This is a genomic window from Burkholderia aenigmatica (genome assembly GCF_902499175.1).
Classification (GTDB): Bacteria; Pseudomonadota; Gammaproteobacteria; order Burkholderiales; family Burkholderiaceae; genus Burkholderia; species Burkholderia aenigmatica.
Genome location: NZ_CABVQC010000004.1, coordinates 170,229 through 194,328, shown reverse-complemented (window position 1 = coordinate 194,328; position 24,100 = coordinate 170,229). Strand labels below are relative to the sequence as shown.

At 61.5% G+C, this 24,100-nt stretch carries 20 protein-coding genes and 3 pseudogenes; 7 read left to right on the top strand and 16 right to left on the bottom strand.

The features are described 5' to 3' along the window. Window positions 1-158: 158 nt before the first annotated feature. The 3 genes from BDO18943_RS04900 to BDO18943_RS04890 all read right to left on the bottom strand — a co-directional run bounded on the left by BDO18943_RS04900 (window position 159) and on the right by BDO18943_RS04890 (window position 3,270). Window positions 159-833: a helix-turn-helix transcriptional regulator gene (locus BDO18943_RS04900; protein ID WP_175021479.1), complete on the bottom strand. Its 675-nt coding sequence runs from the start codon at window positions 831-833 to the stop codon at window positions 159-161. A gap of 284 nt (window positions 834-1,117) precedes the next feature. After that, window positions 1,118-1,843, bottom strand: a complete 726-nt coding sequence (locus BDO18943_RS04895; RefSeq protein ID WP_175021478.1) for an alanyl-tRNA editing protein — start codon at window positions 1,841-1,843, stop codon at window positions 1,118-1,120. Window positions 1,844-2,073: 230 nt separating this feature from the next. Next, window positions 2,074-3,270, bottom strand: coding sequence for an amidohydrolase (locus BDO18943_RS04890; RefSeq protein ID WP_175021477.1), 1,197 nt, complete (start codon window positions 3,268-3,270; stop codon window positions 2,074-2,076). Window positions 3,271-3,498: 228 nt separating this feature from the next. On the opposite strand from BDO18943_RS04890, the gene BDO18943_RS04885 reads away from it, so the two are divergent. The 6 genes from BDO18943_RS04885 to BDO18943_RS04860 all read left to right on the top strand — a co-directional run bounded on the left by BDO18943_RS04885 (window position 3,499) and on the right by BDO18943_RS04860 (window position 9,206). Continuing rightward, on the top strand, window positions 3,499-4,332 hold the full coding sequence (locus BDO18943_RS04885) for an ABC transporter ATP-binding protein (RefSeq protein WP_210771942.1): 834 nt from the start codon (window positions 3,499-3,501) through the stop codon (window positions 4,330-4,332). 12 nt (window positions 4,333-4,344) lie between these two features. Continuing rightward, window positions 4,345-5,118 carry a transporter substrate-binding domain-containing protein gene (locus BDO18943_RS04880; RefSeq protein WP_175021476.1) on the top strand — a complete coding sequence of 258 codons (774 nt, stop codon included), beginning with the start codon at window positions 4,345-4,347 and terminating at the stop codon, window positions 5,116-5,118. 23 nt (window positions 5,119-5,141) lie between these two features. Next, the gene (locus tag BDO18943_RS04875; RefSeq protein ID WP_175021475.1) at window positions 5,142-5,840 is read left to right on the top strand and encodes an ABC transporter permease; all 699 of its coding nucleotides are present in this window, start codon (window positions 5,142-5,144) and stop codon (window positions 5,838-5,840) included. Next, window positions 5,833-6,591 carry an ABC transporter permease gene (locus BDO18943_RS04870; RefSeq protein WP_175021474.1) on the top strand — a complete coding sequence of 253 codons (759 nt, stop codon included), beginning with the start codon at window positions 5,833-5,835 and terminating at the stop codon, window positions 6,589-6,591. The genes BDO18943_RS04875 and BDO18943_RS04870 overlap by 8 nt, the downstream gene beginning before the upstream one ends. A 20-nt stretch (window positions 6,592-6,611) precedes the next feature. Then, complete coding sequence (locus tag BDO18943_RS04865; protein ID WP_175021473.1) at window positions 6,612-7,676, top strand: threonine aldolase family protein; 1,065 nt, start codon at window positions 6,612-6,614, stop codon at window positions 7,674-7,676. A gap of 69 nt (window positions 7,677-7,745) precedes the next feature. Then, window positions 7,746-9,206, top strand: coding sequence for a gamma-aminobutyraldehyde dehydrogenase (locus BDO18943_RS04860; protein WP_175021472.1), 1,461 nt, complete (start codon window positions 7,746-7,748; stop codon window positions 9,204-9,206). A gap of 83 nt (window positions 9,207-9,289) precedes the next feature. Here the strand turns inward: BDO18943_RS04860 and BDO18943_RS04855 are convergent, their stop codons facing one another. Next, entirely contained in the window at window positions 9,290-10,189 is a 900-nt protein-coding gene (locus tag BDO18943_RS04855) for a LysR family transcriptional regulator (protein ID WP_175021471.1), read from the bottom strand. A 159-nt stretch (window positions 10,190-10,348) separates the two neighbouring features. Between BDO18943_RS04855 and BDO18943_RS04850 the strand changes: the two genes are divergently transcribed. Continuing rightward, on the top strand, window positions 10,349-11,536 hold the full coding sequence (locus tag BDO18943_RS04850) for an MFS transporter (protein WP_210771941.1): 1,188 nt from the start codon (window positions 10,349-10,351) through the stop codon (window positions 11,534-11,536). Window positions 11,537-11,720: 184 nt separating this feature from the next. On the opposite strand, the gene BDO18943_RS04845 is transcribed toward BDO18943_RS04850, so the two are convergent. The 12 genes and pseudogenes from BDO18943_RS04845 to BDO18943_RS04790 form a co-directional block, all read right to left on the bottom strand. Further along, window positions 11,721-12,506 carry an ABC transporter substrate-binding protein gene (locus BDO18943_RS04845; protein WP_175021516.1) on the bottom strand — a complete coding sequence of 262 codons (786 nt, stop codon included), beginning with the start codon at window positions 12,504-12,506 and terminating at the stop codon, window positions 11,721-11,723. Window positions 12,507-12,970: 464 nt separating this feature from the next. Continuing rightward, the gene (locus BDO18943_RS04840; protein WP_175021470.1) at window positions 12,971-13,177 is read right to left on the bottom strand and encodes a hypothetical protein; all 207 of its coding nucleotides are present in this window, start codon (window positions 13,175-13,177) and stop codon (window positions 12,971-12,973) included. 80 nt (window positions 13,178-13,257) lie between these two features. Further along, window positions 13,258-13,428, bottom strand: a pseudogene (locus BDO18943_RS43125) (biotin carboxylase N-terminal domain-containing protein); the annotation flags it as partial. Between the two features lie 177 nt (window positions 13,429-13,605). Next, window positions 13,606-13,962, bottom strand: a pseudogene (locus BDO18943_RS04830) (DUF1016 N-terminal domain-containing protein); the annotation flags it as partial. 1,661 nt (window positions 13,963-15,623) lie between these two features. Beyond that, window positions 15,624-16,967 (bottom strand): annotated as a pseudogene (locus BDO18943_RS04825) (LLM class flavin-dependent oxidoreductase). 160 nt (window positions 16,968-17,127) lie between these two features. Next, complete coding sequence (locus tag BDO18943_RS04820; protein ID WP_175021469.1) at window positions 17,128-17,559, bottom strand: ExbD/TolR family protein; 432 nt, start codon at window positions 17,557-17,559, stop codon at window positions 17,128-17,130. Between the two features lie 12 nt (window positions 17,560-17,571). After that, a complete protein-coding gene (locus BDO18943_RS04815) occupies window positions 17,572-17,994 on the bottom strand; it encodes an ExbD/TolR family protein (protein WP_175021468.1) in 423 nt (140 codons plus the stop codon). Window positions 17,995-18,006: 12 nt separating this feature from the next. Beyond that, on the bottom strand, window positions 18,007-18,945 hold the full coding sequence (locus BDO18943_RS04810) for a MotA/TolQ/ExbB proton channel family protein (protein WP_175021467.1): 939 nt from the start codon (window positions 18,943-18,945) through the stop codon (window positions 18,007-18,009). Between the two features lie 69 nt (window positions 18,946-19,014). Further along, entirely contained in the window at window positions 19,015-19,710 is a 696-nt protein-coding gene (locus BDO18943_RS04805; RefSeq protein WP_175021466.1) for an energy transducer TonB, read from the bottom strand. A gap of 162 nt (window positions 19,711-19,872) precedes the next feature. Next, window positions 19,873-20,913: an LLM class flavin-dependent oxidoreductase gene (locus BDO18943_RS04800; protein ID WP_175021465.1), complete on the bottom strand. Its 1,041-nt coding sequence runs from the start codon at window positions 20,911-20,913 to the stop codon at window positions 19,873-19,875. A 51-nt stretch (window positions 20,914-20,964) separates the two neighbouring features. Beyond that, a complete protein-coding gene (locus tag BDO18943_RS43045; RefSeq protein ID WP_175021464.1) occupies window positions 20,965-22,776 on the bottom strand; it encodes an amino acid ABC transporter permease/ATP-binding protein in 1,812 nt (603 codons plus the stop codon). Next, complete coding sequence (locus tag BDO18943_RS04790) at window positions 22,776-24,098, bottom strand: LLM class flavin-dependent oxidoreductase (protein ID WP_175021463.1); 1,323 nt, start codon at window positions 24,096-24,098, stop codon at window positions 22,776-22,778. The genes BDO18943_RS43045 and BDO18943_RS04790 overlap by 1 nt, the downstream gene beginning before the upstream one ends. Window positions 24,099-24,100: the final 2 nt, after the last annotated feature.

Genomic DNA, 24,100 nt, shown 5'->3' with positions numbered 1-24,100 from the left:
TTCAATCCTGAATCTGGATCTCGAACGACCCGAACGACCTCACCGAAAATCAGTCGCTAAACAGGATTAGGCCACGACAGATGCGGTTCGGCCGATACGCTTGTCAACCCGATCGCGCTATCTTGCGCCGCCCGCAATTTCGAACGCGCTTCCCCGCTTTACTTTTTGCGCGCCCGAGCGCCCTTGCCGCGGCTGCCCCGGATCTCCTGCTGCTTCGATCCAGAATCCTTCGCAACCTTGAGGTACTTGTACAACGTTGCGCGAGACAGCCCCAGCAATTCCGAGACGTACGGGGCAGAGTTGCGGACGGTGAAGATACCGGCATCGTCGAGGGCACCAATTATCTCGATTGTCTCGTCTCGACTCAGCCCCGAAACCGATATTCCGCGCTGCTCAAGAAAATCATCCAGAACCTTGTTGGCTTTCTCTTTCCAATCCCGGAGAAACAGGATTTCGGGCTCATCGATAATGACACTGGATTTCAGGAATGTCGCCGCAAGAGACGCCATCCCGTCGAACACGGACACGTCGAAATTGATGCAAAGCAACCCGATCGGTTTTCCGGCCGGGTCCCGCAACACCGCCGTGATGGAACGCACTTCACGACGATCCCAGTTCACCTTCCGGTACGGGCCGATAACGTCCTGATCGAGGGAAATCTGGTCGTCGATCTCGGTCATTGAGTCATCGCCGACGCGACGCTTCGAGAAGCTATTGAAAATGTGCGCAATCTTGCCTGTACTCAGGTCGTGGACGATCACTTCCGCGTAGGGCTGAAAAAGCTTGGCGATTGCTTGCGCAACGGTAGCGTACGTTCCAAAGTCTTGATTCATGTTCGGCTTTGCTCAATCTCGCGACAGTGGCTGGATTCTATCCCAGCGTCGAGACGGACGGCATGGGACCCGGGTTGATGCAAGAGGCGTCCGACGTGGCACCCGCGACCATCAGGAACGATCGGTCACGATTGCGCCGCTGCATATCTGATTTCCTGCACGGACCGCGCGACTTGTCACCGCCGCCACCGCCCAATCCGCTCGCACTGCGACGCATGCATTTCAACGACCTGCTGCCATCGTCGTTTCCATCGGCATCGGTCAACGTCGGCAACACGCCTCCGTCAGTCGACAAGTTCCAAAGTCACGCGCCGCGTGCGCGATGATTTCTTCTCCACTTTCTTCACGCGCACGCTACCGATCTCGCGTGTGTTCCTGACGTGCGTACCCGCGCAAGGTTGCAGGTCGACACCTGCAATATTCACGAGACGAAGGACATCTTGACCATCCGGAACCTGTTCGGCCCAAGCCGCAGCCGTAGCATGCTGCGCGAGCTCATCCACCGCGATCAGTTCGCACGTGACGTCTCGCTCATCGGCCACGATCTTCGCAAGTGCCTCCTGGAGTTGATCGGCACTGATCGGCTCGGCCGTCACGAAATCAAGGCGGGCACGTTCACGGGTCACGCTGCAACCATCCGTCTCGATGCTCAGGATGGCACCCGCCAGGTGGCTTGCCGTGTGGAGCCGCATGTGTTGCAAACGCCTCGTCCAGTCGATATGGGCATGAACCACATCGCCCGCCTTCAGCCGAGAGAGCAGACCCTCTTGCCCTTCTGCAGGAACGTGTGCGATCCCCTTCGAATGATCGGCGCCGTCGACAAACCGTGTGTCGGCAATGAGGACCTCCTCCCCGGTTTGCATGACCAACTTGCCGGTATCCCCCGCTTGCCCGCCTCCCAGCGGATAGAACACCGTTTCGCTCAATACGATGCCGTTCGTGACGTCGACGACCGTGCTTTCGCACTCGGTCAGATAAGGGTCTGCTGCATATAGCGCTTTCGTGATCATGCCGGCACCACCAGGTTGACTTGTTTATCCGTGGAATAAGGGCTCGATAAGAGCTGCTTCACCGTCAAAAGTCGACGCCTGAAATCCGACCGGACAATATAGACTATTTGTCTACAAAATACACATTGCATATTTCACTACCTCACACCGATTTGTTGTAGCCACCCACCCGTGGTCGACACCGGCACACGCCGAACACTCGATGCATCCGAGATGTGGGTGATTCAGGGCTACAGTTGGGTACCTGCAGGAAGTTCCAGCTCGACAATCTCCGCAAAGATCCGCGCTCCGATCACAAGCGTTTCGTCGTTGAAGTCGAAGGTTGGATCGTGCAACGACGGACTGTCGGCAGACGTGCCCCCTCCCAGCCAGAAGAAGCAGCCGGGCCACTTGCCGAGCAGGAACGCAAAGTCCTCGGCGGCCATACTCGGCGGAATGTTCGTGTGCACGCCTCCGCGCCCGACTACGCGTCCGGCCGCGGCGACGACGTTTTGTACACAGCGCGACGCATTGACCACGGCAGGCACCGCGCCCCTGAACTCGACTGTTCCCCGTGCACCGAGCGCGGCACATACCTGGGTAACGATGCGACCCATCGACGTTCGGACACGCCCAACCACGCTGTCGTCGGCCCCTCGCACCGTTCCGGTCATTCGCACGCGATCGGCCACCTGTGTGCTGGCCTCGCCGCCCTGAATGGTTCCGACCGTTACAACAGCGAGGTCGTTCGGACTGACGGTTCGGGACACGATTGTCTGCAACGCGGACACGACCTGCGATGCGGCGACGATTGCATCGCAACCCAACCCGGGAATGCCCGCGTGTGCGGCTTTCCCGCCTATTTCGACTTCGAAGAAGTCGGCGGCGGCCATTGCCGTCCCGTCGTGCACCGCGACGTTACCTGCCATCAAAGCCGGCCATGTGTGCAAACCATAGACTGCATCGACGTCGAGATGGTCCAGGGCCCCATTTCTCAACAAGGTCGCAGCGCCACTAATGGTAGCTTCCTCCGCCGGCTGAAAGAGTACGTGCAGCGTTCCGGAAAAATTCCGCTGCTCGGCGAGATAGCGGGCTGCGCCCAAAAGCGTCGCAGTATGCCCGTCATGCCCGCATAGATGAGCGATGTTCGGTCGCTCCGAAGCATGCTCGATGCACGAGCGTTCCTGGATGGGAAGTGCATCCATATCGGCGCGCAGCAAGATGCTCCGCGATCCGCTTCCTACGCGCAGCGTGCCGAGGACACCCGTCTCCGCCAACCCGGTTGTCACATCGAATCCCCACTCCGTCAGCAACAGCGCGGCCAACGAAGCGGTGCGCGTTTCCTCGTAGGCAAGCTCCGGCCACATGTGCAGATTGCGCCTCCACCGCTTCATGTCGGTGCCGATTTCTGCCCAGACTTCGCGATTCCCGGTTCGCCTCAGTTGCATCTTGTCCCTCCTCACACGGAAACATTCGGTCGCTTGCCCGGGAAAACCCAGGGTCGCATACATTTTGTCTCATGTTGACAGAAAGTATTTCACCGATCAAGATGACGCCTCGTCTGATGCAGCCTGCGATTGCATCCCGCACTCGCAACGTGGTGGTTCGGCCGTTGCCGGGCTCGATCGCGAACGCCCACGGGACGTTGCAACCTCATTTATTTTGGAAATCTGAATATGCCACTGAGGGTCGATAACACTGACAATCAATCAGCAATCCTATCCGCAATAGAGATTCGGAAGTCGTTCGGCTCGAACGAGGTGTTGAAGGGGATTTCCATGGAGGCAAGACGAGGCGATGTCATTGCCATCATCGGATCATCAGGTTCGGGGAAAAGCACCTTCCTCCGCTGCCTCAATCTCCTGGAGTCACCGGACGCCGGCGAGCTCTCCGTTCGCGGTGAATCGATCTCGCACCCCGGCGCCGCGAGACGCTCCAGCGCTTCGGACGAGAAAAAACAGATCCGCGCGCTTCGCCGCAAAGTCTCCATGGTCTTCCAGGGCTTCTATCTCTGGAGCCACATGACTGCACTTCAAAACGTGATGGAAGCGCCGATGAGGATTCGAAAGGTGTCGAAGGCCGAGGCAGCAGAACAAGCCTCTGCACTCCTCGGAAAAGTAGGGCTGGCCGATCGTGCGCATCATTACCCGAATGAACTTTCTGGTGGGCAGCAGCAGCGCGTGGCGATTGCACGGGCGCTCGCCGCCGACCCCGAGGTGATTCTATTTGACGAACCGACCTCGGCGCTGGATCCCGAACTCGTGGGCGAAGTGCTGCGGGTGATGACGAATCTCGCCGCGGAAGGTCGAACGATGCTCGTGGTCACACATGAAATGAGCTTCGCGCGAAGGGTCGCCAATCGGGTGGTCTTCTTCCATCAGGGAAAAATCGAGGAAGAGGGACACCCCGACCAAGTGTTGGTCAATCCTCGCAGCGAGCGTCTGGCCGAATTCCTGGCGTCGTATCACAGCGCACAAGACGCACCGGCCGTACGCCCCCAATCCACTTGAGTCGAGACGAAAATGAACTTCAATCACCTGCTCAAACGTGCGGCCGTAGCGGCCCTGATCCTCGCGTCCTCCAGCGCGGCGATGGCCGACGACGTTATTCGGATCGCAACCGAAGGCGCCTATCCTCCGTTCAATTACAAAGACGCCGACGGTTCACTCAAGGGTTTCGACGTCGATATCGCGAAGGCCTTGTGCGATCAAATGAAGGCGAAATGCACCATCGTCGCCCAGGACTGGGACGGCATGATTCCGGCACTCCTTTCGCATAAGTTCGATGCGATTATCGCGTCCATGTCGATCACCCCCGAACGGAAGAAGGTGATCGCGTTCTCGAACCGCTACTACAGCACGTCTGGCGCTTTTCTTGTGCAGAAAAACGGTGGCATCAAAGGGCAGCGACCGGCCGATCTGAAGGGCAAAACGATCGCGGCACAGGCTGCCACGCCGTATTCGGTGTGGTTACCGAAGGCATATCCGGACTCGAAGATCCGTCTCTACAACACTGCCGACGAGGCATTTCTCGACCTGGCCGCAGGACGAGTCGATATCGTCGTAGCCGACCAGACCGCGGAGCAAGGCTGGCTCGATAAAAACGCGAAAGGCTGCTGCGAAATCAAGGGCGCCAGACTGACCGATCCGGCCGTGATTGGCGAAGGTGCCGGCATCGGTATCAGAAAGGGTGACAAGGCCCTCGCAGATCGCTTCAATCAAGCGATCGCGGAAATCGTGAAGGATGGTACCTACAAGAAAATCAACGCGAAGTATTTCCCGATCGACATCTATTGACTCTCGATGCCACGAAGGCCGACATGAACTTGCAACAGTATTGGGGCTGGTTTTCCCAGCTTGTTTCGGGAGCAGTCGTCACCATAGAAATGACCGTGGTCACGGCCCCGACGGGATTCCTCCTGGGTTTGGTCGTCGCACTCGGAAAGGAATCGAGATTTCTGGTGAGTCGTTGGGCCGCCGAAGCCGTTACGACAGTCTTCAGGGGGATGCCCGAACTGCTTACCTTGATTCTGATCTACTACGGCGCGCAGATGCTGCTGGACGCGACCGGCGACAGTGTGCCCATTCTCTCGGGCATTCAGATCCCGCCCTTCGCGGCAGGCGCGTTCGCACTGACTCTGGTTGCGGCAGCCTACTCGAGCGAAAACTTCCTTGCGGCTATTCGCGCGCTTGAGAAAGGACAGCTTGAGGCGGCGAAAAGCTTCGGCTTGCATCCAGTGACGATCTTTTTCCGGATTTCCCTTCCTCAAATACTGCGAACCGCCCTGCCATCGCTAGGCAACAACTGCCTGAACATCTTGAAGGACACCTCATTGGTCTCGATCATTGCCCTGGAAGACCTGATGCGCCAGAGCTATCTGGCGTCAGGTAACACCAAGCAGCCGATCGTGTTTTTCTTCTCGGCATGCCTGCTCTATCTTGCAATGGCATGGTGCCTGGTGATACTTTTTTCGTCCCTCGAGCGGCACTTTTCGCGAGGGAGTGTGCGCCATGTTTGATATCGATTCCTACATCTCGTACGTACCTGCCCTCTGGCAGGGGCTCCTCGTCACGCTTGCGCTTACCGCGGCCTCGCTCGCGCTTGGCGGGTGCCTCGCCGGAGCATTGACCGTACTGCGCGCGACCAATCGTGCTCCGGTTCGCAAGGCGGTCGCCATCTATATCGCCTTCTTTCGAGGGACCCCGCTCCTCGCGCAACTGTTCTTTATCTACTACGGATCAGGCCAGTTCGAACCGTGGCTGCGGCAAGTCGGCGTGTGGGTCTTCTTTCGCGACCCGGTGTTCTGTGCCGTCCTCGCGTTCTCCATGAACACCGCCGCCTATCAGGCGGAGATCATCAGGGGCGCGGTGAACTCGATCCAGAGGGGGCAACTCGAGGCCGCCAGGGCCATGGGCTTCGACGATGCAACCTTGCTGACCCGGTTCATTTTCCCGCTGGGCATGCGCACTGCGATCAGGCCGTACGGGAATGAAGTGATCCTCATGCTGAAAGGAAGTGCGGTTGCGAGTGTAGTCGCGATTTACGATCTGCTCGGCGCGTCGAAGGTGATATTCAGCAACACGTACGATTACCGGATATACCTGCTGTGTGGCGCAACCTATGTCGTGATGGTGGAAATCCTCCGGAGAGTCTTGGGCAGAGTCGAGCGACGGCTCAATCCGGGCACTTCAACGGCTCGAACCCGATATCGCAATTCCGGTACCAGTGGCCACGCTCCGTCAAACGGTGTGTCGAGCTACGCAAAGTAAACCGAATGGAGAAAATATCTATGAATTTTGGTAGCGACAATCAGTCCGGCGTGTCGCCGCAGGTTCTCGAATCGCTCGTATCCGCATGTACGGGTACCGCCAGCTCGTACGGCAACGATGACTTCACCAAACAGGCCGAGCTTGCACTCTCCGAGACCTTCGACCGCGAAGTACAGGCGTTCTTGGTCACGACGGGCACCGCCGCCAATTGCCTGGCGCTTTCCGCACTGGCGAATCCGTGGGATGCCATCCTGTGCCACAGCCACGCACATGTGACGATCGATGAAGTGAGTGCGCCGGAGTTGTTCACCGGAGGGGCACGATTGATCCCGCTCGAGACGGATAGTGGAAAGATCACCGAGAAAGACTTTTCCGATCTTCTGAAGAAGCTGCCGGCGGACCGACCGCACAACGTGTCCGTATCGGCCTTGAGCGTCACGCAGGCAACGGAGAATGGACTGGTCTATGAACCCTCCGAGCTGAAGCGGCTCACGGATGCCGCCCACGAGCACGGCATCCACGTTCACATGGACGGCGCACGCTTTTCGAACGCCGTTGCCTCGTTGGGGTGTGCACCGGCCGATATCACGTGGAAGGCCGGTGTCGACGTGCTTTGTCTGGGGGCATCGAAGAATGGTGCGCTCATGGCAGAGGCCGTCGTATTCTTCAACCATGCGCTCGCCAAGGACTTCGACTTGCGACGAAAGCGGGCCGGCCAACTCATCTCGAAGGGACGTGTGCTGGGGTCGCAGTTCACGGCATGGCTGTCGAACGATCACTGGCTCGACCTGGCGAGAAGCGCAAACGACACGGCCCGATATCTGTCTTCCACGCTGTCGAGATTCGACGCAATCCGTTCCGCGTGGCCGGTTCAGGCAAACGAAATTTTCGTCGTGATGGAGCGTGAGCTGTTCGACCGTCTCAAGGCGGCCGGCGTGCGATGCAGCGACTGGTATCCGAGCAGCCTTCCGAAGTCGGTGCAACTGCGCGACAACGAGCTTCCCGTGCGCTTCGTCACGTCGTGGTCGTCAACGCGAGCGGAAGTCGATGCAGTTGCAGAGATCATCGCGAAGGAACTCAATTGAACGCAGGAAAGCGATCCGTCCGGATCGCTCTCAACGCTCACTGGTGCGAAAACGGAAAGGAGAAACCCTATGAGTGAAGTGTATGACAAGATCGCCGCGCTGCTCGACAACGGGGCACAGTTCATCAACAACGAGACGGTGCCCGGGAAAGGCGATTCCCTGGTCCTTCACGCGCCCGCGACAGGCGCGGTGATGGGTACGTTCGGCGAGGCCACCGGAGATCAGGTCGACACTGCGGTCAGCGCCGCGCAATGCGCTTTCGCGACCTGGCGAAAGACCACTCCGAAAGAAAGGGCGGACTTGCTGCTTCGCCTGGCGGACCGCATCGAGCACGCGTCGGGGTATCTCTCGCAGCTGGAATCGTTGAACTGCGGCAAGCCGTTGCAATCCGTGATCGGCGACGAAATTCCCGCATGCGCAGACGTGCTCCGATTCTTCGCGGGTGCGTGTCGAACGCAACAGGCGCCCGTGAGCGGCGAATATCTCGATTCCCACACCAGCATGATCCGGCGTGAACCGCTGGGCGTCGTTGCAAGCATCGCTCCGTGGAACTATCCGTTGATGATGGCCATCTGGAAGATCGCACCCGCGATCGCGGCCGGGAACACCGTTGTCCTCAAACCGTCGGAAATGACGCCGCTCACCACGTTGGCGCTTGCGTCCCTGATTGCGGAGATCTTGCCGCCTGGCGTCGTCAATATCGTCAATGGCCGTGGTCACTCGGTCGGCGCGGCGCTGGTACAGCATCCACTCGTCCGGATGGTTTCGCTCACCGGGGACGTCGGCACTGGAAGCAAAATTCTGGGCATGGCGTCCGCGCGGATAACGAAAACGCACCTGGAGCTCGGTGGGAAAGCGCCGGTTATCGCCTTCGGAGATGCCGACGTCGATCGGCTGGCCGCATGCATCGGCGATTTCGCCTTCTACAATGCCGGCCAGGACTGCACGGCCCCTTGCAGGCTGTACGTACAGGGCTCGATCTACGATGAGGTGGTCGCCCGAATCTCTGCCGCTGCCAGCGGTATCTCCGTTGGTATGCCGGCAGCACCTGACACAAAGATGGGGGCACTGATCTCGGATGCCCAGCGTGACCGCGTCGAATCGTTTGTCGATCGCGCCGTGGCAACAGGACACATCGAGGTAACGGCTGGCGGTAGGAGACTCGATCTCCCGGGGTACTTCTACAGCCCCACTGTTCTTGCAGGCGCCCTGCAGGCCGACGAGATCGTTCAGAAAGAGGTCTTTGGCCCCGTCGTGTCAGTGACACGTTTCGATGAAGAAGACGAGGTGGTCGCTTGGGCAAATGATTCGGACTACGGCCTTGCCAGTTCCGTATGGACCACGAATGTTGCTCGCGCCATGCGAGTGAGTGCCGATCTCCAGTATGGCTGTACGTGGGTGAATACGCATTTCAATCTGGTGTCGGAAATGCCGCATGGCGGTATGAAGGTTTCCGGTTACGGGAAAGATCTCTCGGCCTACGCGCTCGAAGACTATAGCTGTGTTCGGCATGTGATGATTGCTCACTGAACCGGATTCAATTTGATCTCCAATTTAATCAGACCCGCGACCGCGGGTCTTTTTTTATCCGTGATCCGCTCTAACCAGGCGGATCATCGCCGCGCTGAGTTCAGCGTGAGGCATTCTGCCATGTAGTCGATGAAGATCCGCAGTTTTGGCGCAAGGTGTTTGCCCGACGGCCATAAAACATGCAGGGTCGTACTGTCACCATTGAACTTGTCGAGCACCGGAATCAGAGTGCGCGATTCCAGTTGTTGGCGAATGGCGATATCGGGTAGGCACGCAATGCCAAGCCCCGACTCGGCAAAGCAGAGTAGCGGTTCAAGCGTATTGGCGACCATCGAATCGGGCAGATCCAAAAGGAGCTTTTCTCCCTTCCTGGATAGCGGCCAGGAATCTATCTTCCCACTCGTCGGGTAGCGGTACAGGAGACAGCGATGTTGCAACAAGTCTTCCGGCTTCTGGGGGAGGCCATGCACCTTCAAGTACTCTGGCGCGGCGACCATGGCGCGGCGATAGGTACCGAGTTTGCGCGCGGTAAGGCGCGAATCCTTGGGTTCGCCGGTACGAATAACAGCATCGAACCCATCTTCGATCACGGCTACCAGACGGTCGGTGCAGTCGATGTCCAATTCGATGTCGGGATATAGACGGCTGAATTGAGCGAATTGCGGCATGAACAGAAGACCGACCGAGGGCAGGCTGACACGAAGCTTGCCGCGCGGCGATCGCTGCGATAGAGCAAGTTCGTCCTGGGCCAGTTCCAGCTCATGCAAAATCCGGCGACAGCGTTCGAGGAAATTGATCCCCTCGGGTGTCAGCGTGACGGTGCGCGTGGAACGATGAAATAGCCGCGTGCAGAGTCGGTCCTCAAGGCGCGCAATGGCCTTGCTGACCGCCGATGCGGATATACCCAACTGCTGACCTGCGGCAGTGAAACTGCGAGATTCCCCCACCCGCACAAAGATGCCCAGCGAATCAAGACTTTCCATGTGGCCTCTTTATTGATGACATACGCGTCATGAGTGTTGTTCACTGTAGCCTGTTTCTCGTAATTGCATGTTCAAGCACCATCATGAAATTGCGTGCTCGGTTAAGAATCGGGCCGATTGAACCAGGACACCATTCTCATCTAATTGCGAAATTATTGAATGAACCGCACCACTTCATCCGTTCTGCCCCCGAACGCGGGGCGCTTGCCGCTGGCGAGGCTGCTTGCGTTGGCGATGGCCGCTTTCATAACGTTGCTGACCGAAATCATGCCCGCTGGCCTGCTCGCTTCGATCGCGGAAGGCTTGCATGTTTCCGAGAGCCTGGCAGGCCAATTCATTACCGCCTACGCGGTGGGCGCACTCGTCGCGGCGATTCCAGTGACGGTGCTGACGCAAGGCATGCGCCGCCGCCCATTACTCCTGTTTGCAATCTTCGGTTTTGCCTTTGTAAATTTCATCACGGCGCTTTCCCGTGACTACTCCATTTCGCTGGTCGCGCGCTTCTTCGCAGGCGTATTCGGCGGCATCGTCTGGTCGCTGCTGGCTGGCTATGCCGTGCGAATGTCACCCCCTCATATGAGTGGGCGCGCGATCGCGATCTCCGGTGCGGGCGCAACCGTTGCCCTGGTGCTCGGTGTACCTCTCGGTACCCTCCTGGGTCGATTGATAGGATGGCAAGGCGCTTTTGTTCTGATGACCGTTCTGGCGCTGTTGCTCGTTGCGTGGATACTCGCGATCGTGCCCGACTTCGCGGGGCAAAGCCGAGACCAGCGCCAGTCCCTCTGGTCCGTCTTCCTGGGCAGCGGAATCCGCTCCGTGCTTTTCGTGGTCTTCACGTTCGTGGTTGCCCACAACATTCTCTACATCTATATCGAGCCGTTCCTGCAACCCTCCGGGCTGGCGACGCGTGTCGATCTCGTTCTATTCATCTTCGGACTGGGTTCCATCGTCGGCCTGTGGTTCGTTGGTGCGTGGGTTGATCGTCGTCTGCAATGCCTGGCCGTGGTGAGCATTGTCGTGTTTGCTGTCGCGTCGCTCTTGCTGGGGTGGGGGGTAGGCAATGCGCAGATGATCCTTCCGTCCGTGGCGATCTGGGGTGCTGCAGTGGGTGGATTTGCGACGATTACGCAAACCGCGTTGTCTCGATTCGCCGGGGAATCAGTCGACGTCGCGCAATCCATGTATACGGCGGGCTGGAATACTGCCGTGGCCACCGGCGGGGCTGTCGGCGGCATTTTGCTTGGCCGGGCGGGATCCGCGTCTTTCGCGTGGGTGACGATCGGCATCCTCGCCGCGTCTTTGCTCGGCACGGTGTTCTTCATGAACAAGGCACTTAAGCGCAACTGAGCGGCTCCGGGGCGATCTCTCTCCCGGGGGGCGCATGTGCTCGATCGCCGTACGTCCGATCCGCACCGGCCCCTTCACATGCACTTCGGCGCGGCGGACGCATCATCGTGCCGCCGCCTCGTTCCGCCGCCCCGGGTACGTCACGCGCCCGTCACCCGGTGCGACGAGCAGGACGCGCACGCGCTCAATTGCCGTAGATGTCGAAATTGAAATAGCGACTAGCGATTTTGTCATACGTCCCGTCGGCACGGATCGCGGCGAGCGCCGTGTTGATCTTGTCCTTCAGGTCCGTGTCTTCCTTGCGGATGCCGATGCCCTGACCCGGTCCGAAAATCTTCGGATCGCTCAGTTCACCGCCCGCGAACGCGTAGTCCTTGCCTTGCGGCGTATTCAAGAAGCCCCGCGATGCTTGCACGCCGTTTTGCAACGCCGCATCGAGCCGGCCGTTGGTCAGGTCGGCATACACCTGATCCTGGTTCTGATACGACAGGATCCGTGCGCCGATACCTTCCCAATGCGCCTTCGCATACGTCTCCTGCATCGAGCCTTGCAGCACGCCGACGGCTTTACCGTTGAGCGATGCCGGCGTCGGCTGGATACCCGAGCCCTTTTTCGCGACAAGAAACGTCGGTGCGTGCGCCGTCTTGTTCGAGAAATCGATTTGCTTCAATCGCGCAGGCGTCATCGACATCGACGACAGGACCGCGTCGAATTTCCGCGCCTTCAGCCCGGGAATCATGCCGTCGAACGCATTTTCGACCCAGAGGCATTTCGCATTGAGGCGCCTGCACACTTCATTGCCGAGGTCCACGCCGAAGCCAGTCAATTCGCCGGACGGTTTCTTGTATTCAAACGGAGGATAAGACGGGTCGACGCCAATGCGAATCGTCGTCCATTCCTTGGCAAACCCGGTGGCGGACATGGCAAGCGCAACCAGTCCGATCATGATCCTCTTCATTCTTTTCTCCATGTAGTTGAAATAACAGCGTTGGCATTTACCCTTCGAACAGGTCGATCCGAAACGGGTGACGAAGCCTGATTCGTCGAAACCGGACACCTGCATGACAGCCGCCGAGCCCCCGCTGTCGGTCGCCATCGATCGCCGCGCCGCCTCAACCCGGCATTGCTCCATCACGGCAATGCGACGGCACTGCCGCCAAGCAACGGCAGAGGCGATCTTTCGGTGTCTCGTACGGATTGTATCGATGAAACGACCGGGGCGAATTAATACTGGATAACACGGCGACCAGACGGACGATTTTCCATCCTCTGTTTCGACGAATAGCGGGCTCTTCGGCCATGCTTGATTCGGCACACGCGAGCGTGGGCCTTTTCAGATCACCGACTCCGGCTCTATTGTGCCTCATCCGATTGAGCATCCAGAATTTCGACGCGTCGGCTTCATTCGATTACTATGCGGCGCATCGAAAATAATCAACCGCATTCCGTGCGGTTCCACAGATGCGCGTCGAACCTCTTAGCCACCCGGGGAGCGATCTGATTGGCAATCGTCACATGCCGGACGCAGCTATCGTCCTCAAGGGACTGCATCGAAATATCCTTGCCATAGCCCAAAATCTTCATGCCCCCGTGCGGCATTTCCGAAATCAGGTTGAAATGGCTATTCAGCGCTCCCTTCACGAGGCGTCCTTCAGCTCGATCAGCAGATCCTTCGCCGCAGCCCTTCCGCCCGGCTTCACGACGCTCTTCTGCTCGCCCAGCGCCTGCCGCGCGACGCGCAGGATGTCGTCGATGTCGAGATACGCGGCGAGCGGCTTCCGGCCCTCGCCGGTCTGGTTGCTTTCGTCCACCGTGAAGCGATGCAGTGCGAGGCGGTCTTCCTTCGAATACACCGCCACCGTACGCATGTTCAATTCGGCGGCGGCACGCATCACGCGGATCGAGATTTCCGAGCGGTTGCAATTAGCAAGGATTTGACAGATGCATCGATCACGACAGGTAATATGCCCTATCTCGCTGGCGCGTTCATTTCGACGTCAGGGTTGGCACGCGACCGCGAATTGCGGTTCTAGGGCGATGCGAACGGCCCCGAACGACCCGTTTCTGTCCTTCAATCGAATTTCCTGAGCGACCAACATCTTCAGATGGGTCCAGCTCAATTCTCTCCGCAGTGCGGAGAGAATTGACTCGTCCGAAAACACCTCCGCCGCGCGGATGCAGTGGCGCAATTGCTGCTCGCTCCATCCCCGGCCGTATTCGGCTCTCAGTTGCCGGGCGAGCGCAGGGAGGATCTGTTGTCCATAGCCCGCGCGCTCACCGCCCAGCACATCATCTCGAATGCGACAACCAACCTGCCAATAAAGTAGGGTCAGTTCAGCATTGACGGCCGCCGCCGCTCGGGCGCGCGCCGAATCAATCATGCGGCGGATGTCGGTCAATAGGGATGCGGGGACGAGTTCGGTCATCTGGTCTTGAATGGAGGACTCGGCGGGCCGGCGCGCGCCAATAGGGGCCACGTTACCGGAATCTCAGCCACGGCGGAACCCTGCTGGGCGCTCCCCAATTCTCTCCGCACCGCGGAGAGAATTCAGCCCCCCGGCCCGCCGAGGCCCTGCCCTGCCACCAAGCAAAATATGGGCGCTCGCAATTGAGCTTCAGCACCGCCTGAGACGAAGTCGCCTCGCCAACAGCCCCGCCCGGATCGAAGAACCTCCAGGCCCGCGTGTGACGCAATGGCAAATGAACCCGCCCACCGGCACGTCGTCGCCCGCGCCAGAAATACAGGGGCGCCGAAACGGTGACGGCACCGCTTTTCGATCGTCGCGGTGGGAGCACGCAATTCCCTCCGACGAGTGCCGCGCACGCAGGGGCTCCGCCCATGTCCCGAAATGAAGGGGAACATAGCCCTGTCTATGTTCCCCTTCATTCCGCCGGATCCTGCCTCGAAATGGACCACTTCGGCGGAGCGCATCGCGCCCCTCTTTCATTACTCAACCGCGCACGTCCTAACTCGCCCCCTGAAGTTTCTACGAAAAAAACTGTCAAACTTCCGCGTCCATACGCGCACCACACGTCGGTCGCGCTAGCTTGCAAACTCATCCGTCAATCAACGCGCATCACACGCTCGACGTGATGCACGACCGCAGTCAAACAACGCTCGTGTCCCTGTCCGATTCGACCGGCAAGCCAAGCTCCGGATCCGCCGCGTCACTCGCCGAACACTAAAAAGACATTAAAAATCGCGGCGTGAACAGGTACTCGGCCAATATCGGCGGCTCACCCGCTCGAGGGCCCTCGCCAGCCGAAGCTTCGACGGATTCCAGCGCACCTCGACGGAACACCGCAGACATCACAAATCATTTAACTCTGGATCGTGCTCGTGATGTGAGCCAATGCCCGCAAGGCCCTCCGCTCCGGCCCCTCAAACTCGATTCCTCCCGTCCCGGCCCGAACACTAAAAAGCGGACGCGAGATACTGCGTGCCGCCTCACCGCCACCCGGGCGCGGCAGCACCGGCCATGTGCCGCGCAACCGATGGCCACCGCATCCATGATGCATTCGGTCCACCATATCGTCACACATCCGCGCGGTTCAATCTACAGATGTTCGAACGTCTGAGTACTTCCGATCGTGTCCCTGCGGAGCGAACCCGCAGAGCTGAAAGGCCGTCATGAATCCGCCTTCCAGGAAGCGGGGCAACGTTTATTTGGCAGCAGAGGAACCAGTGTGCCGGCCAGCGCTGACGGCATTCCTCTTGGCGGGTGAAGCATACCCACTCGATCGTCAATCGATCAGCTGAACCCTTGCAGCGACGGCGCTTCTGCACGGTCGCGCAGCGCCGATACCGTCAAAGATACCGAAGAATTCGGCTGGCTGTTGCCGGTACTGGAGAGACCGCACCGGAAAAACAAGGCATGCTTTCGCTGAAGATCCGCGAAGGCAGCGCATCTCGATGGAGGTCTTTGTAGAGATACCGTCATCGATACCGTCGGGCCACACACGGGATTGCGAAAGCTGCTACACGCGTTCCCGATGAGAGAGTTGGTTATGTAGAATTGTGGTCGCAAGTTTGTATGGAGCCATGCTTGCACAGTCGCACCGCGCAGTCAGAGCGAATTCCGAGCCCTTACGCTGACGCGTAACGATTGCGCGGATAAGGGACGGCGAGGTGGTCCCGGAGGGTCGTGCCTTCATATTCGGCCCGGAACAGACCACGCTCCCGAAGGATCGGCACCACCTGCTCGACGAAGTCGGTGAATGCCGTTGGCGTACCGCCGCCGACGATGAAACCGTCCGCGGCGTCGGCTTCGAACCATTCCTGCAAGCCGTCCGCGATGTGCTCGGGCGTACCGACGAAACGCGGCCGCGGTGCAGCCGCTTCGAGCGCGACCTGGCGCAACGTCAGTCCGCGCTCGCGCGCATTGCGCTTGATCTCGTCGGTCCCGCTGCGGAAACTGTTGCTGCCGAGGTCACCCAGCTCCGGAAACGGCTCGTCGAGCGGATATTGGCCGAAATCGTGATGCTCGAAAAATCGCCCGAGATGATCGAGCGCGCTGCCGACCGTGATCAGTTTCTAGCTCCCCTGGTATTGCTGCTCCGCCTCCTCGGCCGACTGCCCCACGATCACGCCGATCCCCTGGAAAATCTTCAGCTCGTGGGGGTGACGACCTTGCTCGATCAGCTGACGCTTGAGATCCGCATAAAATGCGCGCGCCTGGGCAAGCGTGTCGTGATGGGTGAAGACAGCATCCGCATGCGTGGCCGCGAGTTGCTTGCCGGCATCGGACGCGCCGGCCTGAAACAGAATGGGGCGCGCCTGCGGCGTACGCCCGACGTTCAGCGGCCCCTCGACAGAGAAATACTTGCCCTTGTGATTGAGTGTATGGAGCTTCGCGGGATCGAAAAACACCCCGCTCGCGCGGTCGCGCACGAACGCGTCTTCCTCCCATGAATCCCAGAGCCCCTTCGTGACCGCGAGATATTCGTCGGCGATCCGGTACCGTTCGTCATGCTCGGGATGCTCGGTGCGCGAAAAATTCCGTGCCGAGCCTTCGAGCGGCGACGTAACAACGTTCCAGCCTGCACGCCCTCGGCTCAAGTGATCCAGGCTCGCGAACTGCCGGGCAACCGTGAACGGCTCGCTGTACGACGTCGACAGCGTTCCCACCAGCCCCACCCGCTCGGTGACGGCCGACAGTGCCGACAGCAGCGTGAGCGGCTCGAAACGGTTCAGGAAGTGCGGGATCGATTTCGCGTTGATATGCAGGCCGTCCGCGACGAACACGAAATCGAACTTTGCGGCCTCGGCCTGGCGAGCCACGCTCTTTGCGAAATCCGGATTGATGCTCGCATCGATTACCGCGTCGGGATGGCGCCACCCGGCGTAATGTCCGCCGGGACCGTGGATCGTCGCGCCAAGATGAATCTGCCTGGAACGCCCGTTCTGCCGCACTGCCTGCGTTTCGCTCATGATTGAATATTGATATGTTGTACCGAGATTAACGGCAAAGGCGCTTCTTCGCCTGCGCCGACTCTACCGGTGCCAAGGGTCGGTAAACGTCGATTGCGCCATGGACGGCGATCAGTCCTCCGCCCTGAAGCCCCCATGATCACCAGCGCTCTGGAATGACTCATTGCGTGAACTGCTCGCTGCCGATCAACCCGATCTTCGTCGCCCCTTCGCGCTGGGCGGAGGCCAGCACTTCGGCCACCGCCCTGTAGGGTACGGACTTGTCCGGGCGCAACCGGATCTCGTCCTGGTCGGCCTCGGTCGCCACCTCGCGGAATTTCGCGTCCAGTGCGGCCCCGCCGCCCACTGCCGCGCCGTTCCAATTGACCGCCCCGTCGGCGCCGATATCGATCTGTACGACCCGAGGCGGATGCGGCGGTGCAGGCGGATTCCCCACCGGCAGGTTCATCTTCACCGAATGCATCTGGATCGGGATCGTGATGATCAACATGATCAGCAGCACCAGCATCACGTCGATCAGCGGCGTGGTGTTGATGTCGACCATCACTTCCGGGTCGTCCCGGCTTGCGCCGGAGCCTGCGTTCATACCCATCGTTCGAACTCCCTAGCCGCCCCGTGCGGGCGGTTGCGTTATGAAGGCGACCTTGCCGATCCCGGCCCGCTCGCACGCGGTTACCACCTTGCCGATGTACTGATACGGCGTGGCCTGGTCGCCGCGCACGTGCACGTCCGGCTGCGGCGCCTGAGCCGACACGTCTTTCAGCCGGGCCACCAGCGTCGGCAAATCCACATGCTCCGTGCCCCAGAAAACGTCGCCCTGCCGGTTCACCGCGATCTCGATGCTTTTCGGCTGCGTCTGCAACGGCTGGACGCGCTCCGCCGGCAACTGCACCTGGATCGTATGGGTCACCACCGGAATCGTGATCAGGAAGATGATCAGCAACACCAGCATCACGTCCACGAGCGGCGTCGTGTTGATCGCCGAGATAACCTCGTCGTTGTCGTCACCGCCGACACTGATTGCCATGACGCGCCCCGCTTACGACTGAACCGCCAGCGCCTGCGGCGCCTGTGCCGCCGGCGTCGCGATGCCGCCCGCCGCGCGTCTGCCACCTGCGAGCAATACCGTGTGCAGTTGCGCGCCGAAATCGCGCACGCGCTCCATCACGGACTTGTTGCGGCGCACGAGGAAGTTGTAGCCGAGCACGGCCGGCACGGCCACGGCCAGGCCGATCGCGGTCATGATCAGCGCCTCGCCCACCGGGCCGGCAACCTTGTCGATCGACGCCTGGCCCGCGATGCCGATGGCGGTCAGCGCGTGATAGATGCCCCACACCGTGCCGAACAGGCCGACGAACGGCGCGGTGGAACCCACCGTGCCCAGAAAGGCCAGGCCGTCCTGCAGCCGGTTCGACACGCTGGTGATCGAACGCTCGATGTTCAGGTCGATCCAGGTATTGCGGTCGACCGAATCGAGCAGCGCGGTGTCGTGGTGTTCGCCCGCCTCGATCGCATTCTCGGCGATGAAGCGAAACGGCGACGCATCGTCGAGCTGAGCGGCGCCCTCGGCCAGCGTCGGCGCATTCCAGACCTGTTCGTCGGCCGATTTCGCGCGGCCGTTCGCCCGCGCCTGCTCGACGAACTTCGTGATCATGATGTACCAGCTGCCGAGCGACATGACCACGAGCAGCCCGAGCACGAAGCGGGCGACGAAGTCGCCGTTCGCCCACAGGGCGCCCAGCCCGTACGGATTCTCGACCGTTGCCGACGTCGCCGGTTCGGGCGGCGGCACCGCATGATCGGCCGCACTTGCGGCAGCCGGTGCCGCCGAGGTCAGTGCCGCGCCGGAAGCCGCCTGGCTCGGCGTGGATGCCCCCGCCTGCTGTGCAAGCACGGCTTGCGGTGCGATCAGCGTGCCGCCGATGCCGGCCGTTATCATCAGACTTGCCGCGACTGCGGCGCGAAAGCGCTTGTTCATAAGGACTCCGTATGCGTCGTGTGTCGATTCGTAAAACTGGCCCGGCCGAACGTCTCGCCGTGGCCTGCGTCAATTCAGGTTGAAGGAAAACGGGACGCGCACGCGCACGGGCTGCCCCTGCGCAATGCAGTGAAAGCGCTTGACCGCGTTGAGCGCCGCACGATTGAGCACCGGGTCGGCCGGCTGCGCGACCCGCAGGTTCGCGACGTGGCCGTCCGGGTCCACCGTAAATTCGACCGTGACATCGCCCGTGATGTTGTTGTCCTGCGCCTCCGGCGGATAGACGATCGACGATCGGACTTCATCCGAATTCGGGCAGACCACGCCGATCTCGTGGTTCACCGGCTTCGCGACCGGCACCGGCGCCGGCGCGGGCGGTGCCTCGTGCACCGGGGCGCTCGGCGCCGGCACGTCCTGATGCGTGATGGTCGGCGGCGGCGGCGCCTGCACGCGCACCTCGGGCGGCGGCACGAACGGCGGCGGCGGCGGTGCCACTCGCGGCTTCGACACGACCTTCTCGACCGGCTTCGGCGGCGGAGGCGGCGGAGGTGGTTTCACCGGCACGATGATTCGCGTCTCGATCGGTTGCTGGACGATCTGGACGACCCGGGTCGCGAGACCGTTCACGAGCGCCCAGATCAGAAGGAGATGCAGGACGATCGCGATCGCGATGCCGCCGAAGCGGCGTACCGGGTGAGTCTGCTTGTTGCCGAAGCGGCGCGGGCGGCCGATTGCCGCGAGCCGGGATTGAGAAGCGGTTGTCATGTTCGGTCCAGTTGCAACGAGGTCGAAAGTGCGTCGCCGCCGGCGCGCCACGCGACGCGAGCCGTGCGCACGCGCCGGGCACGCGCGGCGTGCCCGGCCGCATCCGCTCCATCGCCGACTTCGATCACGTGCTCCATTCGAGGGAAGGTCATGTCGATCGCATCAGGCCGCGGCGGGCTCTCGCCGGCCAACCGGCTGCCATCCGAGCGCCGGCGCGATATGCGTGATGAAGTCCTCCAGGATCTGCCGGTAATTCTCGAACGGCAGGTCGTAAGGCAATTCGAGGCGCAGCTCCCGCACCTGTCCGACCACCGGGTCAGCAAGCAGCCGCTCCACGATCTCGTCCGAGGAGCCGACGAGATCCGGCGCGAACAGCGTGCGCCGCTCACCCTGCGGCGCGAGCGTCCGCGCATGGCGAGCATCGGCAAACGCGCGATAGCGTTCGCGCTCGCGTGCATTCGCACCGTCGGTCGGCACGATCACGCGCCCCAGCGCGATCCGCGGGGCGACGGCCTCGCTCCAGTGAGCGCGGTACAGCTCAAGCTGCCGGAGCTGGGCGTCGACGTAACTGTCGGTCCCCTCGCCCGTCGTCAGGTTGCCGATCAGCAGGTTGAAGCCGTTTCTGGCGGCCCACTCGATCGAGCGCCTCGAGCCCCCTCCATACCAGAGCCGGTCCGTCAATCCGGGCGCATAAGGGCTCACGCGCGGCCGCACCCGGCCCGCGGCCGACTCCACGAACGTGTCGTCGTCACCGAGCCAGTCGCCGGCGAGATTGCGGCGCAGGCGCGCCACGCGCGCATGCGAAAAGTCGACCAGGTCCGGATCGGTGTCGAACAGCCGCTCGCCCAGCAGAGCGCCGTGATTCGGTGCGCCCGCGCTGAGCCCGACGTTGAGCCGCCCGTTCGACAGCACGTCCACGGTCGCGAGATCCTCGGCGAGCCGGAACGGATTCTCGTAGCCCATCTGGATCACCGCCGCACCGAGTCCGATCCGCGTCGTCCGCTGGCTCGCCGCCGCGAGAAACGTGGCGGCCGACGATACGGCGCGCTCGAGATGGCGCTGCCGCACCCACGCGCTGTCGTAACCGAGCGCCTCGCCCATGCGGAACAGTTCGAGCGTCCGCTCGAATCCCGCGCTCGCGTCTTCGTCGGGATAGTTTCCCGGTGTCAGGAAGGCAATATGATCAATGCGTACGTTGCTCACTTTTTCATCCTTCGTCATTTGCCGTGGTGCCGGTGCATGTCCACGGCATCACTACGACAGCACCTTCGACAGGAACTCGCGCGTACGCGGATGCGCGGGGGCCGTCAGCACCGCCGACGGCGGCCCAGACTCGACGACGCGCCCGCCGTCCATGAAAACGATCGTGTCCGCCACTTCCCGCGCAAAACCGATTTCGTGCGTGACGATGATCAGCGTGGTGCCGGAACGGGCAAGCTGACGAATCACGTCGAGCACTTCGTTCACGAGTTCCGGATCGAGCGCGGAAGTCGGCTCGTCGAACAGCAACACCTTCGGCTTCAGCGCAAGCGCGCGTGCGATCGCGACGCGCTGCTGCTGCCCGCCGGACAACTGACGCGGCCACGCGTCGGCCTTGCCGGCGAGGCCCACCCGGGCAAGCAGCGTGCGTGCTTCCGCTTCCGCCTCGGCACGCGACAGGCCGGCCGCCACCGGCGCCTCGACGATGTTCTCGAGCACGGTCAAATGCGGGAACAGGTTGAAGCTCTGGAACACCATGCCGACTTCGGCGCGGCGGCGCAGGATGTCCTTTTCCTTGAGTTCGTAAAGCGTGCGCCCGTCGCGGCGATAGCCGACCAGCTCGCCGTCGATGTCGATGAACCCCTCGTCCACACGCTCCAGATGGTTGATGGTGCGCAACAGCGTCGACTTGCCCGATCCCGACTGCCCGAGCACGACCGTCACGCTCCCGGACGGGATCGCCAGCGATACGTTGTCGAGCACCTTCAGCGATCCGAAGCTCTTCGATACGCGGTGAATGCCGACGGCCGCGCCGACGCGCTGCTTCGCCCAGCCGGCCGTCTCCGCGCCCGGCGCGGCAGCAGCGTCAGGCCGGGCGTCAGCCGCCGAGCCACGGAACAGCAGCGCGTCGACCGCAAGACGGCCTCTGCGCCGGACTGCGACGAGGCCCGGCACGGCGACCGCGTCGCGCGTCGCACCGCGCGCATAGTGCCGCTCGATATGCACCTGGATCGCCGACAACACGGTCAGGATCACCAGATACCAGACAGTCGCGACCATCAGCATCGGGATCACTTCGAGGTTGCGGTGGTAAATGATCTGCACCGTGTAGAACAGATCCGGCATCGCGAGGATATAGACGACCGCCGTGCCCTTCGCGAGGCCGATCACGTCATTGAACGCGGCGGGCAGGATCGCGCGCATCGCCTGAGGCAACACGATGCGCCAGGTCTGCCGCGCGCGCGGCAGCCCGAGCGCGGCCGCGGCTTCGCGTTGCCCGTGATCAACCGACAGGATGCCGCCGCGGATCGCCTCTGCCGCAAACGCGGCCTGCGTCAGCGTGAGCCCGAGTATGGCCGCCATGAACGGCGTGATCAGGTCGGGGGTCGGGCCGCGCAGGAACACGATCTCCGTGAACGGGATACCCAGCCTGACTGTGTCGTACAGATAGCCGAGATTGTTCAGCAACAGCAGCAGCACGATGGTCGGAATCGAGCGGAACAGCCAGATGTACGCCCACGAGCACGACGACAACAGCGGCGAACGCGAGAGCCGCGCGAGCGCGAGCGGAATGGCCAGCGCGAAGCCGAGCACCGCACCGAGCGCCGTCAACAGCAGCGTCTGCCCGAGGCCCGCGAGCACGGCCTCAGAGAAAAACCAGTGAGCAAAGACGTTCCAGCCCCAGCGCGGGTTGCCGAGCACCGAATAGAGAACAGCGGCGATCAGCACGATCGCCGCGACGGTGCCGGCCGTTCTCGCCGGATAGCGGGCGGGAACGACGCGGCAATCCGCGTAGTCGGGGCCCGCCGGTGCCGCGGTATCGGGCACGAACGGTGCGTGGCCGGCAATCCGGGAGAGGTCGTTCATCACGCAGTCTCTGTGGTTGCGTAGCGGCTCGCGCGACGCGGCAAGCCGAGATGGTCGCGCAGCGTCGCACCCGGTAACGCACGGTCGTAGCGGCCTCGCGCTTCGAGTGCCGGAATCACGTAACGGACGAAATCGTCGAGCCCTTCGGTCTGCACCTGGAAGCCGAGGATGAAGCCGTCGGCCGCGCCTGCATCGAACCAGCGGATCAGTTCGTCCGCGACTTCCTCGCCGGTGCCGATGAACCCCGGTTTCGGCGTTGCTACTTCAAGCGCCACTTCTCTGAGCGTCGAGCCGTTTTTCCTCGCCTCTTCCTTGATGCGATCGGTCGTGGAGCGGAAGCTGTTCCTGCCGAGTTCACCCAGCTCGGGAAACGGCGCGTCGAGCGGATACTGCGAAAAATCGTGATGCTCGAAGAAACGGCCGAGGTAGGCCAACGCCTCGTCGATCGTGAGCAGGTCGCGAATCGCGCGGTACTTCTCGTCGGCTTCTTCACGCGTCGCGCCGACGATCGGCCCGATGCCGGGGAAGATTTTCACGTCGGTTCGTGCGCGACCGTGCGCCTCCGCGCTGTCGCGCACGCGTTCGGCAAATTCGCGCATCTCGTCGAGCGACGGCGCATGGGTAAACACCGCATCCGCATACTTGCCGGCCAGCGCGATGCCGGCATCCGACGATCCGGCCTGGAAGATCACTGGCTGCCCCTGCGGCGAGCGCTGGATGTTCAGCGGCCCCGCCACGTTGAAAAAGCGGCCGTTGTGGTTCAGCGGATGCAGCTTGTCGCGGTCGAAGAAGCGGCCGGTCGCGCGGTCGCGCACGAACGCGTCGTCGTCCCAGCTGTCCCACAGGCCTTGCACCGTTTCCAGATATTCGTCGGCGATCTCGTAACGCTGCGCGTGATCCGGATGTTCGCCGCCGTAGTTCTTCGCGGACCCTTCGAGCGGCGACGTCACGACGTTCCAGCCGGCACGGCCGCCGCTGATCAGGTCGAGCGATGCGAACTGGCGCGCCACCGTGAACGGATGGCTATACGACGTGGACAGCGTGCCGGCGAGCCCGATCTTCGATGTCGCCGTCGCAAGCGCGGACAGGATCGAGATCGGCTCGAAGCGGTTCAGGAAATGCGGAATCGATTTCTCGTTGATGTAGAGGCCGTCCGCGACGAACACGAATGCCACGCCGTTCGCTTCGGCCTTCTGCGCGATGCCGGTGACGAAATCGATATTGACGCTCGCATCGGCCGGGCCGGCCGGATGCTTCCACGAATTCATGTGGCCGCCGGCGCCGTGAAGTATCAGTCCGAATGTCAGGTTACGTTGGGTCATGG